The sequence below is a fragment of the Niabella beijingensis genome (genome assembly GCF_020034665.1).
Taxonomy (GTDB): domain Bacteria; phylum Bacteroidota; class Bacteroidia; order Chitinophagales; family Chitinophagaceae; genus Niabella; species Niabella beijingensis.
In genome coordinates this window covers 414,271-436,445 of record NZ_JAIQDI010000002.1, presented here as the reverse complement: position 1 = coordinate 436,445, position 22,175 = coordinate 414,271, and the positions used below count along the sequence as shown (strand labels likewise).

Annotated in this window: 24 protein-coding genes; 23 read left to right on the top strand and 1 reads right to left on the bottom strand. The window is 42.0% G+C overall.

Annotated elements, in window-relative coordinates; translation table 11 throughout:
* The first annotated feature begins 41 nt into the window (after window positions 1–41).
* The 13 genes from mobC to K7B07_RS17800 all read left to right on the top strand — a co-directional run bounded on the left by mobC (window position 42) and on the right by K7B07_RS17800 (window position 11,042).
* Window positions 42–2,042, top strand: coding sequence for a conjugal transfer protein MobC (gene mobC, locus K7B07_RS17860; protein ID WP_240580397.1), 2,001 nt, complete (start codon window positions 42–44; stop codon window positions 2,040–2,042).
* Window positions 2,043–2,095: 53 nt separating this feature from the next.
* A complete protein-coding gene (locus K7B07_RS17855) occupies window positions 2,096–3,019 on the top strand; it encodes a ketopantoate reductase family protein (RefSeq protein ID WP_223711889.1) in 924 nt (307 codons plus the stop codon).
* Between the two features lie 18 nt (window positions 3,020–3,037).
* A complete protein-coding gene (locus tag K7B07_RS17850) occupies window positions 3,038–3,661 on the top strand; it encodes a Crp/Fnr family transcriptional regulator (RefSeq protein ID WP_223711888.1) in 624 nt (207 codons plus the stop codon).
* A 60-nt stretch (window positions 3,662–3,721) separates the two neighbouring features.
* Window positions 3,722–4,519, top strand: a complete 798-nt coding sequence (locus K7B07_RS17845; protein ID WP_223711887.1) for a sulfite exporter TauE/SafE family protein — start codon at window positions 3,722–3,724, stop codon at window positions 4,517–4,519.
* Between the two features lie 12 nt (window positions 4,520–4,531).
* Window positions 4,532–5,791: an NAD(P)/FAD-dependent oxidoreductase gene (locus tag K7B07_RS17840; RefSeq protein ID WP_223711886.1), complete on the top strand. Its 1,260-nt coding sequence runs from the start codon at window positions 4,532–4,534 to the stop codon at window positions 5,789–5,791.
* Window positions 5,792–5,888: 97 nt separating this feature from the next.
* The gene (locus tag K7B07_RS17835; RefSeq protein WP_223711885.1) at window positions 5,889–7,307 is read left to right on the top strand and encodes an MBL fold metallo-hydrolase; all 1,419 of its coding nucleotides are present in this window, start codon (window positions 5,889–5,891) and stop codon (window positions 7,305–7,307) included.
* An 11-nt stretch (window positions 7,308–7,318) separates the two neighbouring features.
* Entirely contained in the window at window positions 7,319–7,648 is a 330-nt protein-coding gene (locus K7B07_RS17830) for a rhodanese-like domain-containing protein (RefSeq protein WP_223711884.1), read from the top strand.
* Entirely contained in the window at window positions 7,645–7,878 is a 234-nt protein-coding gene (locus K7B07_RS17825) for a hypothetical protein (protein ID WP_223711883.1), read from the top strand. The genes K7B07_RS17830 and K7B07_RS17825 overlap by 4 nt, the downstream gene beginning before the upstream one ends.
* Entirely contained in the window at window positions 7,862–8,086 is a 225-nt protein-coding gene (locus K7B07_RS17820; RefSeq protein WP_223711882.1) for a DUF6132 family protein, read from the top strand. The genes K7B07_RS17825 and K7B07_RS17820 overlap by 17 nt, the downstream gene beginning before the upstream one ends.
* Entirely contained in the window at window positions 8,061–8,354 is a 294-nt protein-coding gene (trxA, locus tag K7B07_RS17815) for a thioredoxin (RefSeq protein WP_223711881.1), read from the top strand. The genes K7B07_RS17820 and trxA overlap by 26 nt, the downstream gene beginning before the upstream one ends.
* Before the next feature lie 8 nt (window positions 8,355–8,362).
* Window positions 8,363–8,926, top strand: coding sequence for a YeeE/YedE family protein (locus tag K7B07_RS17810; protein WP_223711880.1), 564 nt, complete (start codon window positions 8,363–8,365; stop codon window positions 8,924–8,926).
* An 11-nt stretch (window positions 8,927–8,937) separates the two neighbouring features.
* Window positions 8,938–9,438, top strand: coding sequence for a DUF6691 family protein (locus tag K7B07_RS17805; RefSeq protein ID WP_223711879.1), 501 nt, complete (start codon window positions 8,938–8,940; stop codon window positions 9,436–9,438).
* Window positions 9,439–9,569: 131 nt separating this feature from the next.
* Window positions 9,570–11,042, top strand: coding sequence for an MBL fold metallo-hydrolase (locus tag K7B07_RS17800; RefSeq protein WP_223711878.1), 1,473 nt, complete (start codon window positions 9,570–9,572; stop codon window positions 11,040–11,042).
* 41 nt (window positions 11,043–11,083) lie between these two features.
* On the opposite strand, the gene K7B07_RS17795 is transcribed toward K7B07_RS17800, so the two are convergent.
* Window positions 11,084–11,251, bottom strand: coding sequence for a hypothetical protein (locus K7B07_RS17795; protein WP_223711877.1), 168 nt, complete (start codon window positions 11,249–11,251; stop codon window positions 11,084–11,086).
* A gap of 221 nt (window positions 11,252–11,472) precedes the next feature.
* On the opposite strand from K7B07_RS17795, the gene K7B07_RS17790 reads away from it, so the two are divergent.
* The 10 genes from K7B07_RS17790 to K7B07_RS17745 all read left to right on the top strand — a co-directional run bounded on the left by K7B07_RS17790 (window position 11,473) and on the right by K7B07_RS17745 (window position 22,163).
* Window positions 11,473–11,892, top strand: coding sequence for a hypothetical protein (locus K7B07_RS17790; protein WP_223711876.1), 420 nt, complete (start codon window positions 11,473–11,475; stop codon window positions 11,890–11,892).
* 112 nt (window positions 11,893–12,004) lie between these two features.
* Window positions 12,005–13,390, top strand: coding sequence for a TolC family protein (locus tag K7B07_RS17785; RefSeq protein WP_223711875.1), 1,386 nt, complete (start codon window positions 12,005–12,007; stop codon window positions 13,388–13,390).
* Between the two features lie 10 nt (window positions 13,391–13,400).
* Window positions 13,401–16,577, top strand: coding sequence for an efflux RND transporter permease subunit (locus K7B07_RS17780; protein WP_223711874.1), 3,177 nt, complete (start codon window positions 13,401–13,403; stop codon window positions 16,575–16,577).
* A gap of 23 nt (window positions 16,578–16,600) precedes the next feature.
* On the top strand, window positions 16,601–17,710 hold the full coding sequence (locus K7B07_RS17775) for an efflux RND transporter periplasmic adaptor subunit (RefSeq protein WP_223711873.1): 1,110 nt from the start codon (window positions 16,601–16,603) through the stop codon (window positions 17,708–17,710).
* Between the two features lie 4 nt (window positions 17,711–17,714).
* Window positions 17,715–18,281: a TlpA family protein disulfide reductase gene (locus K7B07_RS17770; RefSeq protein ID WP_223711872.1), complete on the top strand. Its 567-nt coding sequence runs from the start codon at window positions 17,715–17,717 to the stop codon at window positions 18,279–18,281.
* A gap of 24 nt (window positions 18,282–18,305) precedes the next feature.
* A complete protein-coding gene (locus tag K7B07_RS17765; protein ID WP_223711871.1) occupies window positions 18,306–18,752 on the top strand; it encodes a protein-disulfide reductase DsbD N-terminal domain-containing protein in 447 nt (148 codons plus the stop codon).
* Window positions 18,753–18,762: 10 nt separating this feature from the next.
* A complete protein-coding gene (locus K7B07_RS17760) occupies window positions 18,763–20,445 on the top strand; it encodes a protein-disulfide reductase DsbD family protein (protein WP_223711870.1) in 1,683 nt (560 codons plus the stop codon).
* 17 nt (window positions 20,446–20,462) lie between these two features.
* A complete protein-coding gene (locus tag K7B07_RS17755; protein ID WP_223711869.1) occupies window positions 20,463–21,041 on the top strand; it encodes a TlpA family protein disulfide reductase in 579 nt (192 codons plus the stop codon).
* A gap of 18 nt (window positions 21,042–21,059) precedes the next feature.
* On the top strand, window positions 21,060–21,686 hold the full coding sequence (locus K7B07_RS17750; RefSeq protein WP_223711868.1) for a TlpA family protein disulfide reductase: 627 nt from the start codon (window positions 21,060–21,062) through the stop codon (window positions 21,684–21,686).
* An 18-nt stretch (window positions 21,687–21,704) separates the two neighbouring features.
* Window positions 21,705–22,163, top strand: coding sequence for a DsrE family protein (locus tag K7B07_RS17745; protein WP_223711867.1), 459 nt, complete (start codon window positions 21,705–21,707; stop codon window positions 22,161–22,163).
* The last annotated feature ends 12 nt before the right edge of the window (window positions 22,164–22,175 follow it).

The window sequence follows — 22,175 nt, the reverse complement described above, 5'->3', positions numbered from 1 at the left end:
CAGAGCCTCTAAATTCACTTGCATCACAAAAAATTTCAATTATGCAAGGAGAAGACGATTTAAGAGGACTTGCCAAAATAATGGCATTTATGAGAGCAGTAAGCATCATCATCGTATTGATGCATTTCTATTGGTTCTGTTTCGGGTTCTTTGCCCAACGTGGCTGGACACTCGAAATTATAGCCAAGATACTGACCAATTTCAACCGCACCGCCGGGCTATTTTCAAATACCCTGTACACCAAAATTTTTGCTTTAGTCCTGCTGGCGTTAAGCTGCCTCGGAACAAAGGGCGTAAAGAATGAGAAGATAACATGGGGCAAAATCTATGTTGCTTTAGTTATCGGCTTTGTGCTGTTCTTCCTGAACACACCACTTTTAAAATTATCCGCTGGCATTGCCACTTCGCTATACATCCTGACGACCTCATTAGGTTATATCGCCCTGATGATGGCAGGTGTATGGATGAGCAGGCTATTGAGAAATAACCTGATGGATGACGTATTTAATAATGAAAATGAAAGTTTCCAGCAGGAAACCAAGTTGATGGAAAATGAATACTCCGTCAACCTGCCGACCAAGTTCTACTATAAGGGAAAATGGAATGACGGGTGGGTGAACGTAGTCAACCCTTTTCGAGCCTCGATTGTGTTGGGTACTCCGGGCAGTGGAAAATCGTTTGCTATCGTAAACAGCTACATTAAGCAGCACATCGAGAAAGGGTTCAGCATGTACATCTACGATTTCAAGTTTGATGACCTTTCTACCATTGCCTACAATCACTTACTAAAACATTCCGATAAGTATAAGGTTAAGCCCAAATTCTATGTTATCAACTTTGACGACCCACGCCGGAGCCACCGATGCAATCCGCTTAATCCTGCTTTCATGACGGATATATCCGATGCTTACGAGGCGGCTTATACCATCATGCTGAACCTTAACAAAAGCTGGATTTTGAAACAAGGGGATTTCTTTGTGGATAGCCCAATTATCTTATTAGCTGCCATCATTTGGTATTTGAGAATTTACCAAGATGGCAAGTATTGTACATTCCCCCATGCGATAGAACTGCTGAATAAAAAATACGCAGACGTATTCACCATATTGACTTCATACCCGGAACTGGAAAATTATTTGTCGCCCTTCATGGATGCGTGGCAAGGCGGGGCGCAAGACCAATTACAGGGACAAATTGCTTCTGCTAAAATTCCTTTGTCAAGAATGATAAGCCCGCAACTGTATTGGGTGATGACGGGTGACGATTTTTCTTTAGATATTAATAATCCAAAAGAACCAAAAATTTTATGTGTAGGCAACAACCCCGACCGACAAAATATTTACTCCGCAGCTTTGGGTTTGTACAATTCGAGGATTGTAAAACTAATCAACAAGAAAGGGCAATTAAAGAGTTCGGTTATCATAGATGAGCTGCCCACAATTTATTTTAGGGGCTTGGACACCCTTATCGCAACTGCGAGAAGTAATAAGGTGGCTGTATGCTTAGGCTTTCAGGATTTTAGTCAATTAACCCGTGATTACGGCGACAAGGAAAGCAAAGTAATACAGAATACGGTAGGTAATATTTTCAGTGGTCAGGTGGTTGGCGAAACCGCCAAGAGCCTAAGCGAGCGTTTCGGAAAAGTGTTACAGAAGCGGCAGAGCATGACCATTAACCGCAATGATAAATCCACTTCTATTTCAACCCAAATGGATAGCCTGATACCAGCATCTAAAATCTCAACGCTTACACAGGGTATGTTTGTCGGGGCAGTATCTGACAACTTCGATGAACGTATCGAGCAAAAAATCTTTCATGCTGAAATTGTTGTGGATACAGATAAAGTAGCTGCCGAAACCAAAAGTTACAAAAAGATACCGCAGATACTTTCTTTTACCGATGAAAGCGGAACCGACAATATGAAAAAGGAAATCGAGAATAACTACAAACAGATAAAACTGGACGTCATAAAAATCGTTGAGAATGAAATGGAACGTATCAAAAACGACCCCGATTTACAGCATTTGATACAACAGGGATAGTACACCCCGTTTGTTTTGAGTAACTTTGTGTTATATTATAACATAAAAAAACGATGACAAAAATCTTAATAGTTGGCATTGGCGGGGTCGGTGGTTATTTTGGTGGCATGCTCGCTAAAAATTTCAAAGACAAGGATAATATATCCATGTGCTTTATGGCGAGAGGTGAAAATCTAAAAATAATAAAAGATACAGGATTAAAAATAACTACGCCCGAAAGACAATTCATAGCGTATCCCGATATAATTTCCGATAATCCGGCGGATTTTGGAAAGGTGGATTACATTATCCTTTGCACCAAAAGTTACGATATAAAGGAAACAGTTAGCAAGATTGCCTCCTGCATTAAGGAAGAAACAGTATTTCTGCCATTGCTCAATGGTGTAGACAGTGCTAATAAGATAAAAACATTGTATCAAAACAACCTTGTTGCAGGCGGGTGTGCCTATATTATTTCGAGGTTGGTTGCACCTGGTCATGTCCGTGATTACGGACACAAGCCTACTATTACTTTTGGTGTTCAGGATTGCGAAGACGAGCGCTTAAACTTACTGTACCGTTTGTTTAAACAGTCCGGGATTGATGCCACCCTTACCAAAGATATTGCCGTTAAGATTTGGGAAAAATTCGTTTTTATTTCATCGACAGCTACCATAACATCCTATTACAATAAAACTTTTGGCGAAATAAAGCAAGACGAAAAGGCTTGTGCCGATTTGCGCCATCTTATTGACGAATGTTGCGCTATTGCTGATTGTAAAAACATTCAACTGCCCGCCAATATAAAAGAAAGTGTATGGGACAAATTTTTAAACCTATTGCCTGATGCCACAACATCTATGCACTCCGATTATTTATCGGGAAAGAAAGAAACGGAAGTACATTCATTAACAGGATATATAGTAGAGCAAGCTAAGGAATATCACCTCGAAGTACCTACCTATCAGGAAATGTATCACCATCTTATCAATCGGTAAACCCTAAAAAATGTGTAAATGGAACCATTAGAACAAATAACTGAATTTAAGTCTTCTCCCGAATTAATCGGGAAATTGTATGAATACAGCATACGAAAAGAATATGGAGCCGGGAGTATTATCGTAAATGAGAACTCTTGCATACGTTCAATTCCTATTGTCGTACAAGGAACATTGAAAGTTATACGAACAGAAGAAGACGGAAGGGAAATTTTATTGTATTATATCAAAGCCGGGGAAAGCTGCATAATGTCTTTTTTGGGTGGTATGCACAATGAAACCAGCAAAGTCAAAGCAGAAGTAGAAGAAGATGCAGAAATCCTTTTCCTGCCAATGGACAAAGTAGCCTTGTTTATCAAAGAATATCCGCAATGGCTGGAATATATATTCCGCCTATACCACAAGCGTTTTGAAGAACTACTGGAGATTGTCAATGCCATCACTTTTAAAAAGATAGATGAACGCCTGTTATCCTTACTGCACAAAAAACAAGAACTTACAGGCAATAATATCCTGAACATCACCCATGAGCAGTTAGCCAATGAATTAGGCACTGCCCGTGTTGTGGTTTCACGGCTCCTGAAGCAGTTGGAAGAAAACGGAGCGGTTCGCTTAGGCAGGAACAAAATCACCCTTATGTAACAAATGTAACTGAACGGTTTTTTGAATTGATGCAAATTTGTAGTATCAATTCAGAAAACTATGGATTTAGCGGGTTATTCGGCATCAATTTTTATTGGTATTTCTTTAGGACTAATCGGCGGAGGTGGCAGTATTCTTACAGTTCCGGTGCTGGTGTACCTATTTAACCTCGATGCCGTATTAGCTACTGCTTATTCTCTTTTTATCGTTGGTGCAACAAGTGTTGTCGGTTCCTTTTCTTATTTCAGAAAAGGATTGGTTCATATCAAAACAGCCATTGTTTTCGGTATCCCATCTATTGCCGCCATTTTTCTGACCAGACAATACCTACTTCCTGCTATTCCGCAGGATATCTTCACGTTCGCTAATTTCACGCTATCCAAGAATATCCTACTTATGTTGCTTTTTGCTGTATTGATGATTGCAGCTTCTTACAGCATGATTAAGAATGACAGGCTTGCCATTGGTGAACCACGGCAAGATCTGCCACTTGATTTTTTTCAAATTTTTACACAGGGCATTTTCATAGGAGTTGTAACCGGGCTGATTGGCGCAGGTGGCGGCTTCCTGATTATCCCTGCTTTGGTAAACCTGCTGAAATTGCCGATGAAAACCGCCGTAGGGACATCATTGGTAATTATCTCTATTAATTCTCTAATGGGATTTCTGTTTTCCCTGTCTCATACATCGGTACAATGGGGATTTTTATTGAGCATAGCATCTATTGCCATCATCGGCATTTTGATAGGCAGTTACCTTTCTACCAAAATTAAAGCAGACAAGCTAAAACCCGCTTTCGGCTGGTTTGTACTCGTCATGGGTATATATATCATCATTAAGGAAACATGGTTACACTAAAATCATAGTAATATGGAAAAGCATTTTCAAATCTTGATTATCGGCGGAGGAACCGCAGGAATTATGGTTGCTGCTCAATTAAAGAAAAAACAATCCAGTTTGACTATTGGCATTATTGAACCCTCCGAAAAGCATTACTATCAACCCGCCTTTACATTAGTAGGTGCAGGCACATACAAGATGGAGAATACCGTAAGGCAGGAAGCATCGCTCATACCTCCGGGCGTGGAATGGATGAAAGATAAGGCTACTGGATTTCTACCCAAAGAAAACAAAATAGAAACCGAAAAAAGCGGAAGTATCGGATATGATTATTTGGTAGTTGCTCCGGGGCTGGTGTATGACCTATCAATGATTGCAGGTTTGGAAGAAGCCTTAAATAAAGGTGTAGTTTGCAGCAACTACATAGACCCTGAATATACATGGAAATGTTTACAGGAGTTCAAAGGTGGCAATGCCATTTTCACCCAGCCCACCACACCGATTAAATGCGGCGGCGCACCACAGAAGATTATGTACCTCGCAGCCGACTATTTTAAGAGAAAAGGGCTGGATAAAAAAACGAATTTGGTCTTTGCTACGCCGGGTTCTGTCATTTTCGGCGTAAAGGTAATCGCCGATACCCTGATGAAAGTTATTCATCGGTATAACGTCCATTTTAAACCTTTTTATGCGCCTGTTCGGATTGACCCGGATAAGAAGATTGCTTACTTCCAAAATATAGCACCCGATGAAAACAAATGTGTGGTAAATGAGGGTAACGTTTTAGGCGAACGGATACAAGGGCAATCGGTTATTGAGATACCTTTTGATTTTCTCCACTTGGCTCCGCCACAGGTTGCGCCTGAATTTGTGCGAACATCCGGCTTATGCAACGAAGCAGGTTGGCTCAATGTCGATATTAACAGCATGCAGCACAAAACGTACCCCAACATTTTCGGCTTAGGAGATGTAGCAGCATTGCCAACAGCAAAGACGGGTGCAGCCATTCGCAAACAGGCTCCGGTGGTGGTGGATAATATTTTAAAATTACTTGCCCATAAGCCAGCAGATAATAAGTCTTACGATGGCTATTCTTCATGCCCATTGGTTACGGGGTATGGTAAAATGACATTGGCTGAATTTAATTATAAGAATGAGTTTACGCCCGACCCGATGCTAAAGTATATGTTAGTATTCAATAGTGCTAAAGAGCATTGGCGTTTGTGGCTACTCAAAAAATATATGCTGTCATATATGTACTGGAATAAGATGATGAAAGGCAAAATGTAATCTTCCGGTTCTTGTGTAACTAAAGTAGCTGTTCAGGAATAATATATAGAGGAAATTTGTAGTAACAAAAAGAATGATAACGATAAAATAAAGCAGTATGTTTTTTCAACACGTTTATGATAAGAGTTTAGCACAGGGCAGTTATGTAATAGGCTGTCAGGCTACGGGCGAAGCAATCGTAATAGATGCCCAAAGAGATACAGATATATATATCGACATCGCAAAGCAGAACAATCTACGTATTACCCATATCGCCGAAACCCATATACACGCAGATTTTCTTTGCGGGTCAAGGGAACTGGCGGCAGTAACCGGGGCAACAATGTACCTCTCGGACGAGGGCGGCGAAGATTGGCAATATCAGTTCCCGCACAATGGACTGAAAGACGGTGATATTATCAGGGTCGGTAACCTCACATTGGAAATAATGCACACACCTGGTCACACGCCGGAAAGCATCAGCTTTTTACTGACTGACCACCCGGCTACGGATAAACCCGTAATGGTGTTCACAGGTGATTTTGTTTTTGTCGGCGATATAGGTCGCCCCGATTTACTGGAAAAAGCCGCAGGGCTTATCGGAACAAAAGAAGCCGGGGCAGAACAGATGTTCCGGTCACTGAAAAAGTTTGCTGCGCTTCCCGAATACGTTCAGGTATGGTCGGCACATGGTGCAGGCTCTGCCTGTGGCAAGGCTTTGGGTGCTGTCCCAAGTTCTACCGTGGGCTATGAAAAAATCCGCAATTGGGCATTGCAGTACGGGGACGATGAAAAGGGGTTTATCGAAAACCTTTTGGCAGACCAGCCCGAACCACCGAAATATTTTGCGATGATGAAGCATCTGAACAAAGTGAACCGTCCATTGCTGATTGAAGTTCCGAAACATCCGAAGCTATCCAAAGTGCAGTTTATATCTGCCTACGAAAAAGGTATCAAGGTTATTGACACCCGTAATAAAGCGGATTTTGCCAAAGGCTTTATCCCCGGCAGCCTCAACATACAGGGCAATAACGCCTTTTCTACGTGGTGCGGCTGGCTGCTCAACTATCGGGAGCAGTTTATCCTAATAGCCGATGAAAACCAAATGGAAGATTTGACCCGTAAACTGATGCGTATTGGGATGGATAATATGTATGGTTTCATTTCCGATATAGACGATTTAGGCATGGAGCTTCAGACCGCAGATGTCATTTCATTAGACGAGTTTAAAACTTACATTGGCAAAGACAATACACAGATAGTTGATGTCCGTGGAGCGACAGAATACGAGGCAGGACATATTGAGGGAGCGGATAATGTTTTTGTAGGAACCTTGCCGGACAACTTGGATAAAATAAGTAAAGACAAACAAGTAGTTATTCATTGTCAGTCGGGCGACCGTTCATCCATAGCTTATTCTATACTTGCCAAAAACGGGTTTGAAAACGTAAAGAATTTTTCAGGCGGCATGAAAGCATGGTTGGCAGCAGAGGGTAAAACAATTAGGTGCAATGGAGCATCTTGCACAAACGCTTAAAATTTAATGTTATGGGATTTTTTTCAGCCTTATTCGGAAGCACAGACAACAGCCAGCTCACGGAAGCAATTAAAAACGGTGCATTCTTAGTTGATGTACGCACACCTTCTGAATTTGCGGGTGGTAGCGTAAAAGGAGCAGTAAATATTCCGTTGGATAAATTGCCGGAACAGTTATCAAAGTTCATAGCAAGGAAGAACATTGTGGTATTTTGCCGTAGTGGAAACAGAAGCGGTCAGGCAAAGAATATTTTAGAGCAAAACGGCTTTGAACAGGTTATCAACGGTGGAACTTGGCAAAATGTAAATCAGGTGGTAAATCAAGAAAGCGAGCAATCATGAAAGGATATTTAAGAAACTGGAACTTTATGCGTGTACTACGCTTCGCATTAGGTATTATTGTTATTGTACAGGGCATTATGGATAATGAATGGCTGCTCGTGGGGTTAGGCGCTTTATTCTCTTTGATGCCATTAATGAATATCGGTTGCTGTGGCGTATCGGGTTGTAAAACAACTGCTCCGAGAGGTGCTAAAAAAATAGAAGATATATCGTATGAAGAAGTTCGCTAAAAAACATTTTCTCACCTTAATAGGAATAGCTATCGGCGCAATTGCAGGCTATTTATACTGGTGCTTTATAGGGTGCAGTACAGGTAGTTGTGCCATTACATCCAATCCCATTAACAGTACACTTTATGGGGCTGCAATGGCTGGGTTACTCTTATCAACCTTTAAAAAAGACAAAAAAGAATATGACGTTTCAGGAAATAATAAATAGCGAAAAACCTGTATTGGTTGATTTTTTTGCGGAATGGTGCGGACCCTGCAAAATGATGGCTCCTGTACTGGAGGAATTAAAGCAACGCATAGGTGAAAATGCGAGTATTATTAAAATTGATGTGGACAAGAACCCGCAGGCGGCAGCCGCTTATCAGGTTCGGGGCGTACCTACCCTTATTATATTTAAAAAGGGAGAAATACGCTGGCGGCAATCCGGCGTTTTTCCAGCAAATGAATTAGAAAGATTGATTAACGAAAACATATAAAACAGAAAATGTTAGAATTTTTGAAACAACCCTGGGCTTGGTACGTTGCTGGCCCGTTGGTCGGGCTGACCGTACCATTGCTTTTAATAATTGGTAACAAATCCTTTGGTATCAGTTCTTCGTTAAGACATATATGCGCCTCATGTATGCCCGCAAATATTTCATTCTTTAAATACGACTGGAAAAAAGAAGCGTGGAACCTGTTTTTTGTATTCGGGATATTTTTAGGTGGGGTAATTGCCATTAACCTGCTGTCAGATCCCGCGCCCATCGAGGTCAACCCAAAGTTAGCGCAGGAGTTGTCAGGGTACGGCATTACAAACTATAACAACCTAATTCCTCAAGATATTATCAACTGGCAATCCTTATTAACCCCAAAGGGTTTTATTCTAATGGTTGTCGGTGGTTTTTTAGTCGGTTTTGGCACACGTTACGCAGGTGGCTGCACAAGCGGACATGCCATCATGGGCTTATCGAATTTACAGTTGCCCTCGTTAATTGCTACCATTTGTTTTATGGTTGGTGGCTTCATTATGGCGAACCTCATATTACCGCTTATACTTTCATTATAACCTGACAAATTATGCAATTACATAGAGATACAGAAAAAGATTTACAGCTTCGTGAAACGGATGCAATGTGCGTCAACGAAAGCCGTTTAGAACATAAATGGTATCATAACCTCAAATATCTGATAGTAGGCGTGCTTTTCGGTATCGTATTCGTAAAATCAGAGGTAATAAGCTGGTTCCGCATACAGGAAATGTTTCGCCTGCAATCATTTCACATGTACGGCATTATCGGAAGTGCGGTTATTACAGGAATGATTTCCGTTTTCCTGATAAAAAAGTTCAACATCAAAACCATATACGGGGAGCCTATTAAAATTGCACCTAAAAAATTCAATAAAGGGCAAATCATTGGAGGCTTAATTTTTGGCTTTGGATGGGCTATGACCGGAGCCTGTCCGGGTCCGCTTTTTGCTCAAATTGGAACAGGGGCTACCGTTGTCGCCGTTACCTTGTTGAGCGCCATTGCTGGCACATGGGTTTACGGCTTGTTAAGGGAGAAACTACCTCATTAAAGCAACGAGTATTAAATGGTCAAAAACCCTGTTTAAATACTTATAAGTCATCTTATGTAACAAAAGTTACAGTACGTGGCATACAGATAGGCTAAATTTGTGGGTTACAAATTTAAAAAGAATGATGACTTATGTTGCACACAATAAGATTAACAACGATTATTTTTCTGTTTACGTTGTTAGGACAAGTTAATAAATTGCATGCCCAAAGCTATTTTTTCGAGCGTGTATATGATGAAACACTGTCACAGGCAAGTTTTGTGATAGGCGATTTAAAAACCAAAGAAGCTATTGTGGTTGACCCCAAACGGGATATAGATACCTATTTGGAAATTGCTAAAACCAACAATCTCACCATTACTAAAGTAACTGAAACCCACATTCATGCCGATTTTTTAAGCGGTTCCCGTGAGTTGGCAGCCGCCACCAAAGCCGAATTGTTACTTTCTGATGAGGGTGGAACAGACTGGCAATATCAGTTTCAGCACACAGGACTAAAAGACGGTAGCATTATCTCAATCGGTCAGGTAGAACTGAAAGTAATGCACACACCTGGTCATACGCCTGAAAGTATTACTTTTTTGGTAAGCGATACAAAAGTACCCGCTACGCCTCAAAGAGCCATTACAGGTGATTTCATTTTCGTGGGTAACGTTGGACGTCCCGACTTATTGGAAAAGGCAGCAGGTCAAATCGGGTCACAAGAGCAAGGAGCCAGGCAGCTTTATGCTTCCATTCAAAAATTTTCCAAATTACCGGATGAGTTGGAAATATGGGCTGGACACGGAGCAGGTTCATTTTGTGGAAAGAGCCTAAGTACTATTCCGCATTCTACATTAAAGGAAGAAAAGCAGAATAGCAAAGCCTTTCAGTTTAAAAATGATGAAAATGGCTTTGTAAAATATATTTTAGACGGGCAACCAGCACCGCCGAAATATTTTGCGGTAATGAAGCAATTAAACAAGGCAGAACGTCCGTTGCTGATACAAGTTCCGATATATCCGAAATTGGATGCTAAGGCATTTAGGCAATCAATAGATGATAACCTGCTCATTATTGATACACGCAATAAAGAAGTGGTAGCGAAAGGGAATATCCCGAATAGCCTGCATATAGAAAATGGCAAATCAATCAGCACTTGGCTGGGTTCTTTAGCCGATTATCAGCAGCAGCTGGTATTGATAACAGAGGAAAGCAAAACAGAAGATTTAACCCGGAAACTAATGCGTATCGGAATGGATAATATCTATGGTTTTGTCACCGACTTAGATAACATGAATATCAAGCTGGAGCAATCTGACCTCGTGAGTGCGGAAGAACTCGAAAAGCATATAGGTAAAAACGATATTCAAATCATAGACGTAAGAAGCGATAGCGAATATGAAAGCGGGCATATCAAAGGGGTCAATCATATAGTACTAACCTCGTTGGAAAATAACTTGGATAAAATCAATACTGACAAACCTGTTATTGTACATTGTCAAAGCGGATTACGTGCTGCGATGGCTTACTCTTTACTGAAAAGAAAAGGCATAAAAAACCTACGCATGTACTTAGGAGGGATTAATGAATGGTCGGAAAAAAATAAAGAATTGGTTAAGTAGTGAATGACGAGCAGTTGCATACTTTCATTGCAAGGAAATTATCAGCGTAAGTCTTTTCTGAAAATCTGAAAAGCCCAGATAATTAAGAAAAAGCCTATCCCTGTTACTGTTGGCGGTAATATTCCTGCGGATATCCCTAAATATATCATTACCACTGCTGTAATAGCTAATAAAATACAAATAATATCAATGGTTCGCTTACGTCTCATAGCTAAAAGAATTAAGAAATGTTCCTCTAAAGTTGGCGCAAAGTTTATGCCATACGATTTTATACATAATTTCATCGACACCTATGGCGCAGGAATAATAATAAAAACGTGCAGCTTTATTGGCATACTTAAACGTATTTCACCAATTTTCGTGTTAAAAAAGCATAAAATGGACAGAATTGTTTGTACCCTTAATTAAATAAAACTATTTTTGTGAATTGATGGATAAGAATATATCAAATATTTTAGCAAGTTGTAAGCGATACTTTTTTGTGTTCGCTGCAATGCTTTTGGTATTACTTACGTCCTGTGCGGTCAAGACAAGTCTCAAAAATTTGGCTGGTATTCCTACCAAGACCGAACGGAGCATACCTAAAGGCAGCCAATCCTATTCTTCAAATACATTTGAAAACTGTACCCAGCTTAATACTGCTGATATTTCAATCGTTCAAAAGGTTTCATTTCATGCGAACGATTTATTGCCAGCCGTTATTCTCACGGCTGCATTCCTATTTATTTTCGGTTTACGTCCAGTAAACAAAGAAAACAAACACCCCCTTTACAGTGGCAGTGGTAAAATCCGCAGTTCAATTCCTATCTTCTTGGAATACCGGAAACTCATTATCCATTACGCCAGCTAATTCCTTTTTTCCCTGTTGACCGTACCTGTTCAATGGGTCGAATTTCTATTGATTTCATTTTAAAATAATTTAAGGTCGTGCTTTACGACCTATCCAAAATTTGTAAAGTAATATGATAAAACATATTATGGCGACCACATTATTGTGGATTGCCGTTGTTGCTGCATTTCCAATCTATGCGCAGCAGCAAAAGGAAAATACGTTAGGCAGCTTATGGTCTAAGGTAGAAGAAAATTATCCGGGCATTGGCGCAAAAACATCTGCCATTGATGCCGCAAAACTCAATCAAGAGGCGGTTAAGGGCAAAATGCTCCCACAGGTAAAAGCACAAGCACAGAATACCTACGGAACCTACGAGGGAAGCGCAGGCGCATTTTTTCCGCAGGCAGGTTTTTTCAATGTCAGTGGTTCAGCAGTCCCATTGGATGGTAGTTCTACCGCCGCCAATACTTTTGGTTCTGCTACTGTGGAATGGGAATTATTCTCTTTCGGAAAACTCCGTAAGCAGAACGAAGCTGCTGGAGCTTTATATAATAAATCGGTAAGCGATAAGGATGCTTACCTGCTCAATCTGAAAAAGACTTTATCCGAAAGGTACATTGCGCTTTTGTACAACGAAGCCAAACTGCAATGGACGGAAAAGAATGCGGAACGTCTTGACGACATTCGCAAAATAACGTCCGGCTTATCTGCATCGGGTTTACGCCCTGCTGCAGACAGCCTCCTTGCATCATCATCCTATGTACAGGCAATGGGCGAACACGATAAATGGAACGGTTTTAAAAGTGCCTCTTACATTAAACTATTGGAACTGTACGGCAATGACACGGTTAATTATACGGCATCTGCCGACCGTTTTGGCAATCCTGCCCAAAACAATTTAAACAAATTAAATACCATCAATCCCTCACATCCCATTTTAGATGCTTTAGATAAGCAATCCGAGTACTATACATTGAGTGGTGAGGCACAAAAAAGGTCTTCTTTGCCCTCAATAAATCTATTAGGTGGCTATGCGTACCGTGGTACGGGTATAGGAACTAACGGTAGGGTATCAGGTGCATGGAAAGACGGGTTTAATAATACCACCAATAACGTTTTGGCGGGTATCGGTATCACCTGGAATTTAACAAGTCTGTACACCAATCGTAAAAAAGGAGAACAGCTTTTTAAAGAAGCGGAAAGCACTAAGTATCTGCATTCGCAATACGAACAGGCGATGCAGGCAGATTTGTCCGCTTCGCAGGCAAAAATCATGCAGCAGTATGAGCAACTTAGGAAAACAAAACTTGCGGTTCAGCAATCGCAGGATGCTTACAATATGTACCTCGCAAGGTACAAAAGCGGTTTAATCACGTTGAGCGAACTTTTACAGATACGCATTTTGCTGGAACAGGCAGAGAACGCCCACATCGAGGCTTCCCGTGAGTATTGGGTACTGCTCGCTTACGAAGCAGAGCTAACTGCTGATTTTGACTTTTTGTTTAACAACCTTTAAATAATCGTATATGAACATTATAAGATTTGCGTTAAGAAAGCCCATTGCGATTATGGTTGTCGTACTGGCGATAGCATTCTTTTCGTATAATACCATAAAAAAAATTAACGTAGATATATTTCCTGAAGTGGAATTGCCTGCGATGTATGTTGCCATGCCTTATGGCGGTTTATCGCCAGCATATATGGATGGCTTTATGGCAAACGAGTTCCAAAAGGTACTCCTGTTTGTCAGTGGCGTAAAAAATATTGATTTTAAAAGCGTACAGGGTTTGACCCTGATGAAGCTGACCTTTTATCCCGGAACCGATATGTCGCAGGCTGCCGGAGAGGTATCAACATCCGTTTCACGGGCAATGGGCTTCCTGCCGCCCGGAGCCGTCCCCCCGATGGTGGTACGCTTTGACGGTAGTTCGCTCCCTGTGGGTAACCTCGTGTTTGAAAGCGACCAGCGTTCCGTAAATGAAATACAGACATTGGCACTGACCAAAATAAGACCGATGTTCGTACAAATTCCCGGTATTACTTCTCCTGCGCCTTTTGGCGGGAACATCCGTTCCATTGTCATTAACATTGACCCCGAAGCGATGCAGGCGAACGGATTAAGCCCCGAAGATATTACGGTAGCCATTACCAAGAACAGTCTTCCGTCACCTGCCGGAAATATCCGCATTGATAATGAGAACCTGATGGCTCCCATTAACTCCATTGCCAAAGGACCCGAAGAATTGTTGAAAACCCCTGTAAGAACAAGCGATAACCGTACTGTATATGTGGGCGATGTTGCTCGTGTGGAGGACGGAGCCGACCAAACCGTGGGCTACGCTTTGGTAAATGGTAAACGTTCGGTTTACTTGCCTATTATCAAAAAAGCGGATGCCTCTACTTTGGATGCAGTGGAAAACCTAAAGGCAGCTATCCCGATGCTGAAAGACCAGCTACCGGAAGATGTAAAGGTCAGCTATGAGTTTGACCAATCCAATTATATCGAGCGTTCCCTTTCCAATCTGATACACGAGGGAATTTTGGGAGCGGTATTTACAGGGTTGATGATATTATTGTTCTTAGGCGATACCCGTGGGGCTATCATTGTGGTACTGACCATACCGATTGCCATTCTTGCAGCCGTGACCACATTGTACCTTTTCGGGCAGACCATTAATATTATGACATTGAGCGGGCTTGCCCTGTCCATCGGTATCCTGGTCGATGAAGCCACGGTAACGATAGAGAACATTCACCAGCACATGGAAATGGGTAAAAAGAAACAGCGAGCCATTATAGATGCTTTGCTTGAAATCTCTATCCCCAAATTGCTGATATTGCTGTGTATCCTTGCGGTATTGACCCCTGCATTTATTATGGCAGGTATTCCGAAAGATATGTTTATGCCTTTGTCTATGGCGGTTGCCTTTGCGATGATTGCATCCTTTTTGGCGTCACAGACCTTTGTCCCGATACTGGCAAACTGGATGATGAAAAACAAGCACAACACGGAAGCCAACACACCGAGAAAGCGGGCTTTTTTCGATAAGTTCCGGGTAAACTATTCGTTTAAAATGCGTAAATGGTCAACCAAAGCCATACCGCTTTTCGTGGTCTATGTATTGGTTGCTGGTGCAATTTCAGGCTTATTATTGACTGTTGTAGGCACGGACGTAATGCCCGTTTCCAATAACGGCGATTTTCAGATACGAATAGATGCTCCGTCAGGAAGCAGGCTCGAAAAGACCGAGCAGATTGTCAAAGATATTACGGAGGATATTAAGGCTGAACTCCCTGAAAACGGATTGAACATTACCTCCGCATTTGTAGGGATGCACCCCGCAGGTTCACCTATCAACCCGATATTCCTTTTTAGTAATGCTTCTCACGAAGCCGTGCTGCAAATTTCGGTCAATAAAGAGGTGTACGGCGGTTCGATGGAAGATTTTAAAGAGAAAGTCCGTCAAAAGATTATCAAGAAGCATCCCGAAGTTGCTTTCAATTTTGAGCCGATGGAACTGACCGAAAAAATCATGGGTCAGGGAGCGATGACACCTATTGAGGTTAAAGTCGGAGCAGGTCAGGTAAAAGGTGCTTATGCCCACGCATCAAAGATTGAGGCAAACCTCAAAAAAGTTCCTTATCTGCGTGATGTACGCATTGCGGAACCTGTTGCCTATCCGAGTATGGAAATCGAGGTAAACCGTGACCTTGCCGGGCAGTTCGGGCTGACGATGCAGGATATTACCCGCAGTCTTGTTACGGCTACCTCATCTACCCGCTTTACCGATAAAAACCTTTGGATAGACCCGAAATCGGGATTAGTATTCCAAACACAGGTACAGATACCGGAGGGTATTATGTCGGAGGAAAGATTGCGCTCACTTCCGTTGAAAGCGGGAAGTCTTCGCCCGGTACTGGAAGATGTGGCAACTATCCGCAGGGTAACGGCTCCGGCACAGGTCAACCGTAAGGGTCCGAACCGATACGTGACCATTGTAGCCAATCTGTATGATAAGGATTTGGGTACGGCTTCAAGGGCAGTAAAGCAGGCGATTAAAGATGCAGGCGAAGCACCCCGTGGCACGGTTGTATGGACAGAGGGAACGTTACAATTGTTGGATGATACATTAGGGAGTTTATTGGCAGGTTTAGGAGTGGCGATTATCGCTATATTCCTGATGCTATCGGCTTACTACCAATCGTTCAAAGTGCCTTTGATTATCCTATCGGTATTACCTGCTGTGATTGCGGGAAGCCTTATTATTCTATTCCTGACAGGTAGCACGCTTAACCTCCAGTCCTATATGGGTATTATTATGTCGCTTGGGGTATCGGTTTCCAATGCGGTTTTATTGGTTAATCAAGCTGAATATTACCGTACAAAAATGGCGTTAAGACCTATTAATGCCGCAAGGCTGGCAGCTTCGTCAAGGTTAAGACCTGTATTGATGACTGCCGCAGCGATGCTTGCCGGGATGCTGCCGATGGCATTGGGCTTAGGCGATGGCGCAGAGCAGGTAGCACCATTGGGCAGGGCTGTTATTGGTGGACTGATTGCCTCTACCGTAACCATCCTGTTATTGGTTCCGCATTTCTTTTCATCTATGATGTCAAGAACGAAAGTAATTAGCCCGTCATTAGACCCTGACGATTGTGAGAGCAGGTATTATGCAGAACAATCCGGTAAACAAACGATATAATAAACTTTAAAATAATCATCACAATGTATCATAGCATTTCAATCAATAGAAAATCGACAGTAGTATTGGCACTGACTGCATCGCTGGTATTACTGCTTTCGGCTTGCTCCCACAAAGAAAAGGAAAAAGAACAAGTTAAAACCGAACAGCCCAGGGCGGTAAATTATAAAACGGCTCCGGTACAGTTTATCAATCCCGAATATGAAATTTCTGTACCGGCAGAACTGAAACCCTACGAGCAGGTAGCCGTATTTGCTAAGGTTACGGGCTTTGTTCAAAAAATGTACGTTGACCGTGGTGACCGGGTGCGCAAAGGGCAGCTTTTAGCGGTATTGGAAGCACCGGAAATGCAACAGGAATACCTGTCAAGTAAATCATCGGAGCAAAAAGTATATAGTGATTACCTCTATGCTAAACAAGCGTATGACCGATTGGTTACCGCTTCCAAAACAACGGGAGCCGTTGCGGATATTGAACTGGACAGGGCAAAAAGTGCAATGGAAAGTGCCAAATCTTCTTATGATGCCTCAAAAGCAGGTACAGCACATTCTTCACAGTTGCAACAGTACCTGCGCATCACAGCACCATTTGATGGGATTATTACAGAGCGTAATGTTTCGGTTGGTGCTTTGGCAGGAACAGGGGGCAACATGCCTTTATTCATGATGGCACAGGGCAATAAGCTACGCTTAACCTTATCACTGCCGGAAAAACACGCAGCATCTGTAAAACAGGGAATGCCCGCAACATTTACAGTCAGTTCACAACCGGGTAAAACATTCGATGCCAAACTTTCCCGTACATCAGGATTGCTCGACCAGAAAGACCGTTCCCTTACACTGGAGTTTGACGTGAGCAATCCAGTAGGCGAATTACAGGGGGGCGATTACGCACAGGTCAAATTGAAATTGCAGCGTAAAAGTCCATCCTATTGGGTAAACAATAAATCCGTTTTGAATACCCAATCGGGAATGTATGTATTAACAATGAACAACGATGAAGTAAAACGTATAGCTGTAAAAGAGGGCATCCGTTTAGATACGCTGACAGAGGTTTACGGCAATCTTGCGCCGGAGGATAAAATCATCTTGAAACCATCGGAAGAAATCAAAGAGGGTAAAATAAAAAAATAAGAGCATGAAAATGAATATCAAAAAATTAGCCTTACTTCCCCTGATAGTCATTACGGGATTAGCATACGCATCAATGAATGGAAATAGTATTGATAGAAAATTGAACGCAAATCAGAACACTAATGGCGGACGGCCATTAGTGTCCGAGGCGCAGGAAACGCCTGACTTAAAGTTTAAGGACGAGAATGGTAAATCCGTTTCGTTGCATTCCTTAAAAGGAAAAGTGGTCTTTATCAATCTTTGGGCTACATGGTGTCCGCCCTGCATACACGAAATGCCATCCATCAACGAACTGCGGAAGAACTTTAAGGATAACAAAGATTTAGTATTCCTTATGGTGGATGTAGATGGAAATATAGAAAAGTCCAAAAAATGGATGCAAGGTAAAAAGTTTGACTTACCTGTTTATATTCCCGATGGCGATATACCCCGTGACTTATTCACAGGTTCTATCCCCACAACTATAATAGTAGACAAGAAAAATAATATCATCGGCAGGCAGGTCGGCGGTGCAGACTACATGTCGCAGGAAGTGCTTGACCTGATGAAGAAACTGCTGGATGAAAAATAATAATGAACCCTAAAATGTAATACAATGAAAAAGATAATATTTTTTGTGGCATTTGTATTCCTAAGTGCCACATCTTTCGGACAGATATTAAAGCCTGTCAAATGGTCTTATGCTGCAAAACGTACCAGCGATAAAGAAGCCGTACTGCTTTTAAAAGCAACAATTGAAAACGGTTGGCACATCTATTCACTTTCGGTTCCTAAAGATGGTCCGCAGCCCACAAGTTTTTCGTTCCAGTCATCCAAAAGCTACCAATTGAACGGAAAAGTACTGGCGGCAAAACCGATTGTTAAACACGACCCGACTTTTGATATGCAAGTAGGTTATTACGAAAAATCTGTCGTGTTCCAGCAAAAGGTCAAACTAACAGACCAATCACCTACGGTAAAAGGTACGCTTACCTACATGGTCTGTAATGATAAGCAATGCTTACCGCCTGAAGAAGTGGCGTTCAGCATTCCTGTAAAATAAAGAATGAACTATGAGATTAATAACAAAAATACTTACGATACTAATCCTTACCGGATTGATGGCTGTTACTGCCCATGCGCAGACTGACAGCCTTGTATCGTTTGATGATGTGGAGTTTACGGACATTACGGAGCAGCCACCTGACCAGCAGGACAGTCTTGCAGCATCCGCAGATCCGCAAACTTCGGTTGTAAATGAAGATGGGGCAGCAATACAAAAAAAGGATGCCCCAGCCGATAAGAGTTCATTATGGGCAATATTCATTGCGGGTTTCATCGGCGGGTTTGCAGCATTGCTAATGCCTTGCATTTTCCCGATGCTGCCCTTGACTGTAAGTTTCTTTACCAAAAGCGCACACACCAAAGGTAAAGCGGTCATGCAGGCTATGATATACGGGTTGTCCATTATACTTATTTATGTATTATTGGGCATCCTGATTACAGTAATTTTCGGCGCTGATGCGCTCAATAGCCTGTCCACAAACGGAATATTTAATTTCGCTTTCTTCCTGCTTTTAGTCGTATTCGCCTTTTCATTTTTCGGTGCTTTTGAAATCTCATTACCTGCCTCACTTGCCAATAAATTAGACAGTAAGGCAGACCGTGGCGGATTGTTGGGGCTATTCTTTATGGCAGCAACATTAGCGGTCGTGTCGTTTTCCTGCACGGGTCCGATTATCGGAACCTTGCTGGTGCAGGCTGCTACAATGGGTGAGCTTTTAGGTCCCGCTATTGGGATGCTCGGATTTGCGCTGGCATTGGCAATCCCGTTTACGCTCTTTGCTATGTTCCCAAGCCTTTTAAAAAGTCTGCCGTCTTCGGGTGGCTGGCTCAACAGCGTAAAGATTACGCTCGGCTTTTTGGAACTGGCTCTTGCATTAAAGTTTTTAAGTAATGTTGACCTTGCCTATCATTGGAATTGGTTTGACAGGGAGGTATTTTTAGCACTGTGGATTATCATTTTCGGTTATTTAGGCTTTTACTTATTGGGTAAGCTGCGCTTTCCCGGCGACAGCCCTGCGATAAATATAAGCCTGCCAAGAATGGTGCTGTCAATGGTGGTACTCGCCTTTACCCTATACATGGTTCCGGGGCTGTGGGGCGCACCCCTCAAATCCATTTCAGCGTTTTTGCCTCCGCAGGCAACGCAGGATTTTGATTTGTACACATCTTCTTTGGGCGGCACGCTGGCAAAGCAATCCACGCACAACGAACCACGAAAATATGGCGACATATTCCATGCTCCACTAAACCTCAATGTATTCTTTGATTATGACCAGGGGTTGGAATATGCGAAAGAAGCAGGTAAGCCCGTGATGCTCGATTTTACAGGACACGCCTGTGTGAACTGCCGCAAGATGGAAGCCTCGGTATGGTCTGATAAAGACGTGCTAAGACTATTGAACGAAGAACTCGTCATTATACAGCTATATGTTGACGACAAAACAGCCTTGCCACAATCAGAACAATTTGTATCGGCATTCAGTGGCAAAAATATCCGCAGTATAGGTAATAAATGGAGCGATTTTCAGGCAAGTAAATACAACTCCAATTCACAGCCTTACTATGTGCTTTTAGACCCTGCCAGCGAAGAAATATTGGTAAATCCCATCGGAGCGGATTACGACCCGAAAAGCTATTACAGCTTTCTTCAATCGGCGATAGACAAATACAAGAATAAAAAGATTAGATAACAGTAAAATTATTCAATATGAAAATGCAATTTAAAAATTTGGCGGTTCGCTCCGGGATTTTCATTATCACAGCCCTATCATTGGCAGCGTGTGGTAACACGGATAGGAACAAGGAAAACACGGCAGCGGACGTAAATGCTCCGACTGGAGAAGTGGCAGAAAAGGAAGCTCTTGTTGCAACAACAGCGGGCATCACCTTTAAGGATGAAGCCGGGAAAACCGTAGCATTAAGTTCCTTAAAAGGCAAGGTGGTTTTCATCAACTTTTGGGCGACATGGTGTCCGCCCTGCATTCACGAAATGCCTTCTATCAACGAGCTGAAAAAATCGTACAAAGGCAATGACGATATCGTGTTCCTGATGGTGGACGTGGATAACGACATCCAAAAGTCCACCGCCTTTATGAAAGAAAAGAAATACGATTTGCCAGTGTATGTTCCTGCAAGTGAAATACCATCCGACTATTTAGGTGGTTCTATTCCCACTACGGTAATTCTTGACAAGAGCGGAGATATGATAGCCCGTATGGAGGGCGGCAGGGATTATAATAGCCCTGATATAATCAAAGCCCTGAATGAATTGGTCGAAAGCAATTAATCCATAAAAACGGCAATTATGTTAAACAATAAAGAGGTTTCAAAGAATAAACCACCTGCCAATAAATATTGGCGGTATATAAAAAAGAATGCGTTTACCATAATCATGGTAGCTATTTTGGGAATACTCATTATCAGCCCGGATGCTAAATCATTTATGCTGCGGCAGTTAATGGCAACAGGACTTTTTAATGCAAGTATGGATAAAAAAGATGCCGGAGCAGCGAACCAGGTTAACACAGATTTTGATTTTTCAGACGGTAAAGGAAGTGCTCAAAATACTTCATCATTAAGAGGCAAGGTCGTATTTATCAATTTTTGGGCTTCGTGGTGTCCGCCATGCCGGGCTGAATTTCCATCTATTGAAGCACTTTATGCTAAGTTCAAAGACAATCCGAACGTATTTTTCCTGACTATCAATCAGGATAACGACCCAGCTACCGGAAAGGCGTATTTAGATAAAGAAAAGTTTTCAGTTCCCATGTATCAGTCCAGTGGCTTCATCCCGGAAGAAATTTATTCCGGCGCACTGCCCACTACCGTTGTGTTGGATAAAAACGGGAAAGTAAGATTGCATCATACCGGATTTGCCAATTACGCATCGGAAAAATTTGTACAGCAAATGGAAGAATTAATAAATGAATAACAATTTAAAACCTTAAACATGAAAAAATTAAACAGCTTGCTCCTTATGCTATTGTGCCTAACCTCCTTTAGCGTATTGGCTCAACAACAGAAAACAGAGATAATTTTTGAACCTGCAAAAGCCCATAAGAAACATTACGATGCGCTTTATATCCTTAATGAAGCAGATGATAAAAAAATAAGAGGCATACTACGCAATATCAATAATGTATTGAGTGACGAACGGCTCAAAGGCAAACTGCATATAGAAGTAATTGCATTTTCGGACGGTGTGGAAATGTACAAGAAAAAAAATGCCTATTACGAGTTACTTGCTGCGCTAAAAGATAAGGGGGTAGTATTTGCCCAATGCTCAAAAACACTGGAGGAACGAAAAATAGAAAAGAAAGAATTGTTTGATTTTGTGCATTACGTTCCGAGCGGTAACGGAGAAATTATTTTAAGACAATACGAGGGCTGGGCGGTAGTTCATCCTTAATTCAATAAGTAC

Excerpts from the sequence above, each read along its gene's own strand:
- K7B07_RS17780 (WP_223711874.1), top strand. The coding sequence starts at position 13,401 with ATGAACATTATAAGATTTGCGTTAAGAAAGCCCATTGCGATTATGGTT.
- K7B07_RS17800 (WP_223711878.1), top strand. The coding sequence starts at position 9,570 with ATGTTGCACACAATAAGATTAACAACGATTATTTTTCTGTTTACGTTG.
- K7B07_RS17845 (WP_223711887.1), top strand. The coding sequence starts at position 3,722 with ATGGATTTAGCGGGTTATTCGGCATCAATTTTTATTGGTATTTCTTTA.
- K7B07_RS17835 (WP_223711885.1), top strand. The coding sequence starts at position 5,889 with ATGTTTTTTCAACACGTTTATGATAAGAGTTTAGCACAGGGCAGTTAT.
- K7B07_RS17840 (WP_223711886.1), top strand. The coding sequence starts at position 4,532 with ATGGAAAAGCATTTTCAAATCTTGATTATCGGCGGAGGAACCGCAGGA.
- K7B07_RS17745 (WP_223711867.1), top strand. The coding sequence starts at position 21,705 with ATGAAAAAATTAAACAGCTTGCTCCTTATGCTATTGTGCCTAACCTCC.
- K7B07_RS17830 (WP_223711884.1), top strand. The coding sequence starts at position 7,319 with ATGGGATTTTTTTCAGCCTTATTCGGAAGCACAGACAACAGCCAGCTC.
- K7B07_RS17820 (WP_223711882.1), top strand. The coding sequence starts at position 7,862 with ATGAAGAAGTTCGCTAAAAAACATTTTCTCACCTTAATAGGAATAGCT.
- K7B07_RS17855 (WP_223711889.1), top strand. The coding sequence starts at position 2,096 with ATGACAAAAATCTTAATAGTTGGCATTGGCGGGGTCGGTGGTTATTTT.
- K7B07_RS17825 (WP_223711883.1), top strand. The coding sequence starts at position 7,645 with ATGAAAGGATATTTAAGAAACTGGAACTTTATGCGTGTACTACGCTTC.
- K7B07_RS17775 (WP_223711873.1), top strand. The coding sequence starts at position 16,601 with ATGTATCATAGCATTTCAATCAATAGAAAATCGACAGTAGTATTGGCA.
- K7B07_RS17790 (WP_223711876.1), top strand. The coding sequence starts at position 11,473 with ATGGATAAGAATATATCAAATATTTTAGCAAGTTGTAAGCGATACTTT.
- mobC (WP_240580397.1), top strand. The coding sequence starts at position 42 with ATGCAAGGAGAAGACGATTTAAGAGGACTTGCCAAAATAATGGCATTT.
- K7B07_RS17760 (WP_223711870.1), top strand. The coding sequence starts at position 18,763 with ATGAGATTAATAACAAAAATACTTACGATACTAATCCTTACCGGATTG.
- trxA (WP_223711881.1), top strand. The coding sequence starts at position 8,061 with ATGACGTTTCAGGAAATAATAAATAGCGAAAAACCTGTATTGGTTGAT.
- K7B07_RS17750 (WP_223711868.1), top strand. The coding sequence starts at position 21,060 with ATGTTAAACAATAAAGAGGTTTCAAAGAATAAACCACCTGCCAATAAA.
- K7B07_RS17795 (WP_223711877.1), bottom strand. The coding sequence starts at position 11,251 with ATGAGACGTAAGCGAACCATTGATATTATTTGTATTTTATTAGCTATT.
- K7B07_RS17810 (WP_223711880.1), top strand. The coding sequence starts at position 8,363 with ATGTTAGAATTTTTGAAACAACCCTGGGCTTGGTACGTTGCTGGCCCG.
- K7B07_RS17850 (WP_223711888.1), top strand. The coding sequence starts at position 3,038 with ATGGAACCATTAGAACAAATAACTGAATTTAAGTCTTCTCCCGAATTA.
- K7B07_RS17785 (WP_223711875.1), top strand. The coding sequence starts at position 12,005 with ATGATAAAACATATTATGGCGACCACATTATTGTGGATTGCCGTTGTT.
- K7B07_RS17770 (WP_223711872.1), top strand. The coding sequence starts at position 17,715 with ATGAAAATGAATATCAAAAAATTAGCCTTACTTCCCCTGATAGTCATT.
- K7B07_RS17765 (WP_223711871.1), top strand. The coding sequence starts at position 18,306 with ATGAAAAAGATAATATTTTTTGTGGCATTTGTATTCCTAAGTGCCACA.
- K7B07_RS17805 (WP_223711879.1), top strand. The coding sequence starts at position 8,938 with ATGCAATTACATAGAGATACAGAAAAAGATTTACAGCTTCGTGAAACG.
- K7B07_RS17755 (WP_223711869.1), top strand. The coding sequence starts at position 20,463 with ATGAAAATGCAATTTAAAAATTTGGCGGTTCGCTCCGGGATTTTCATT.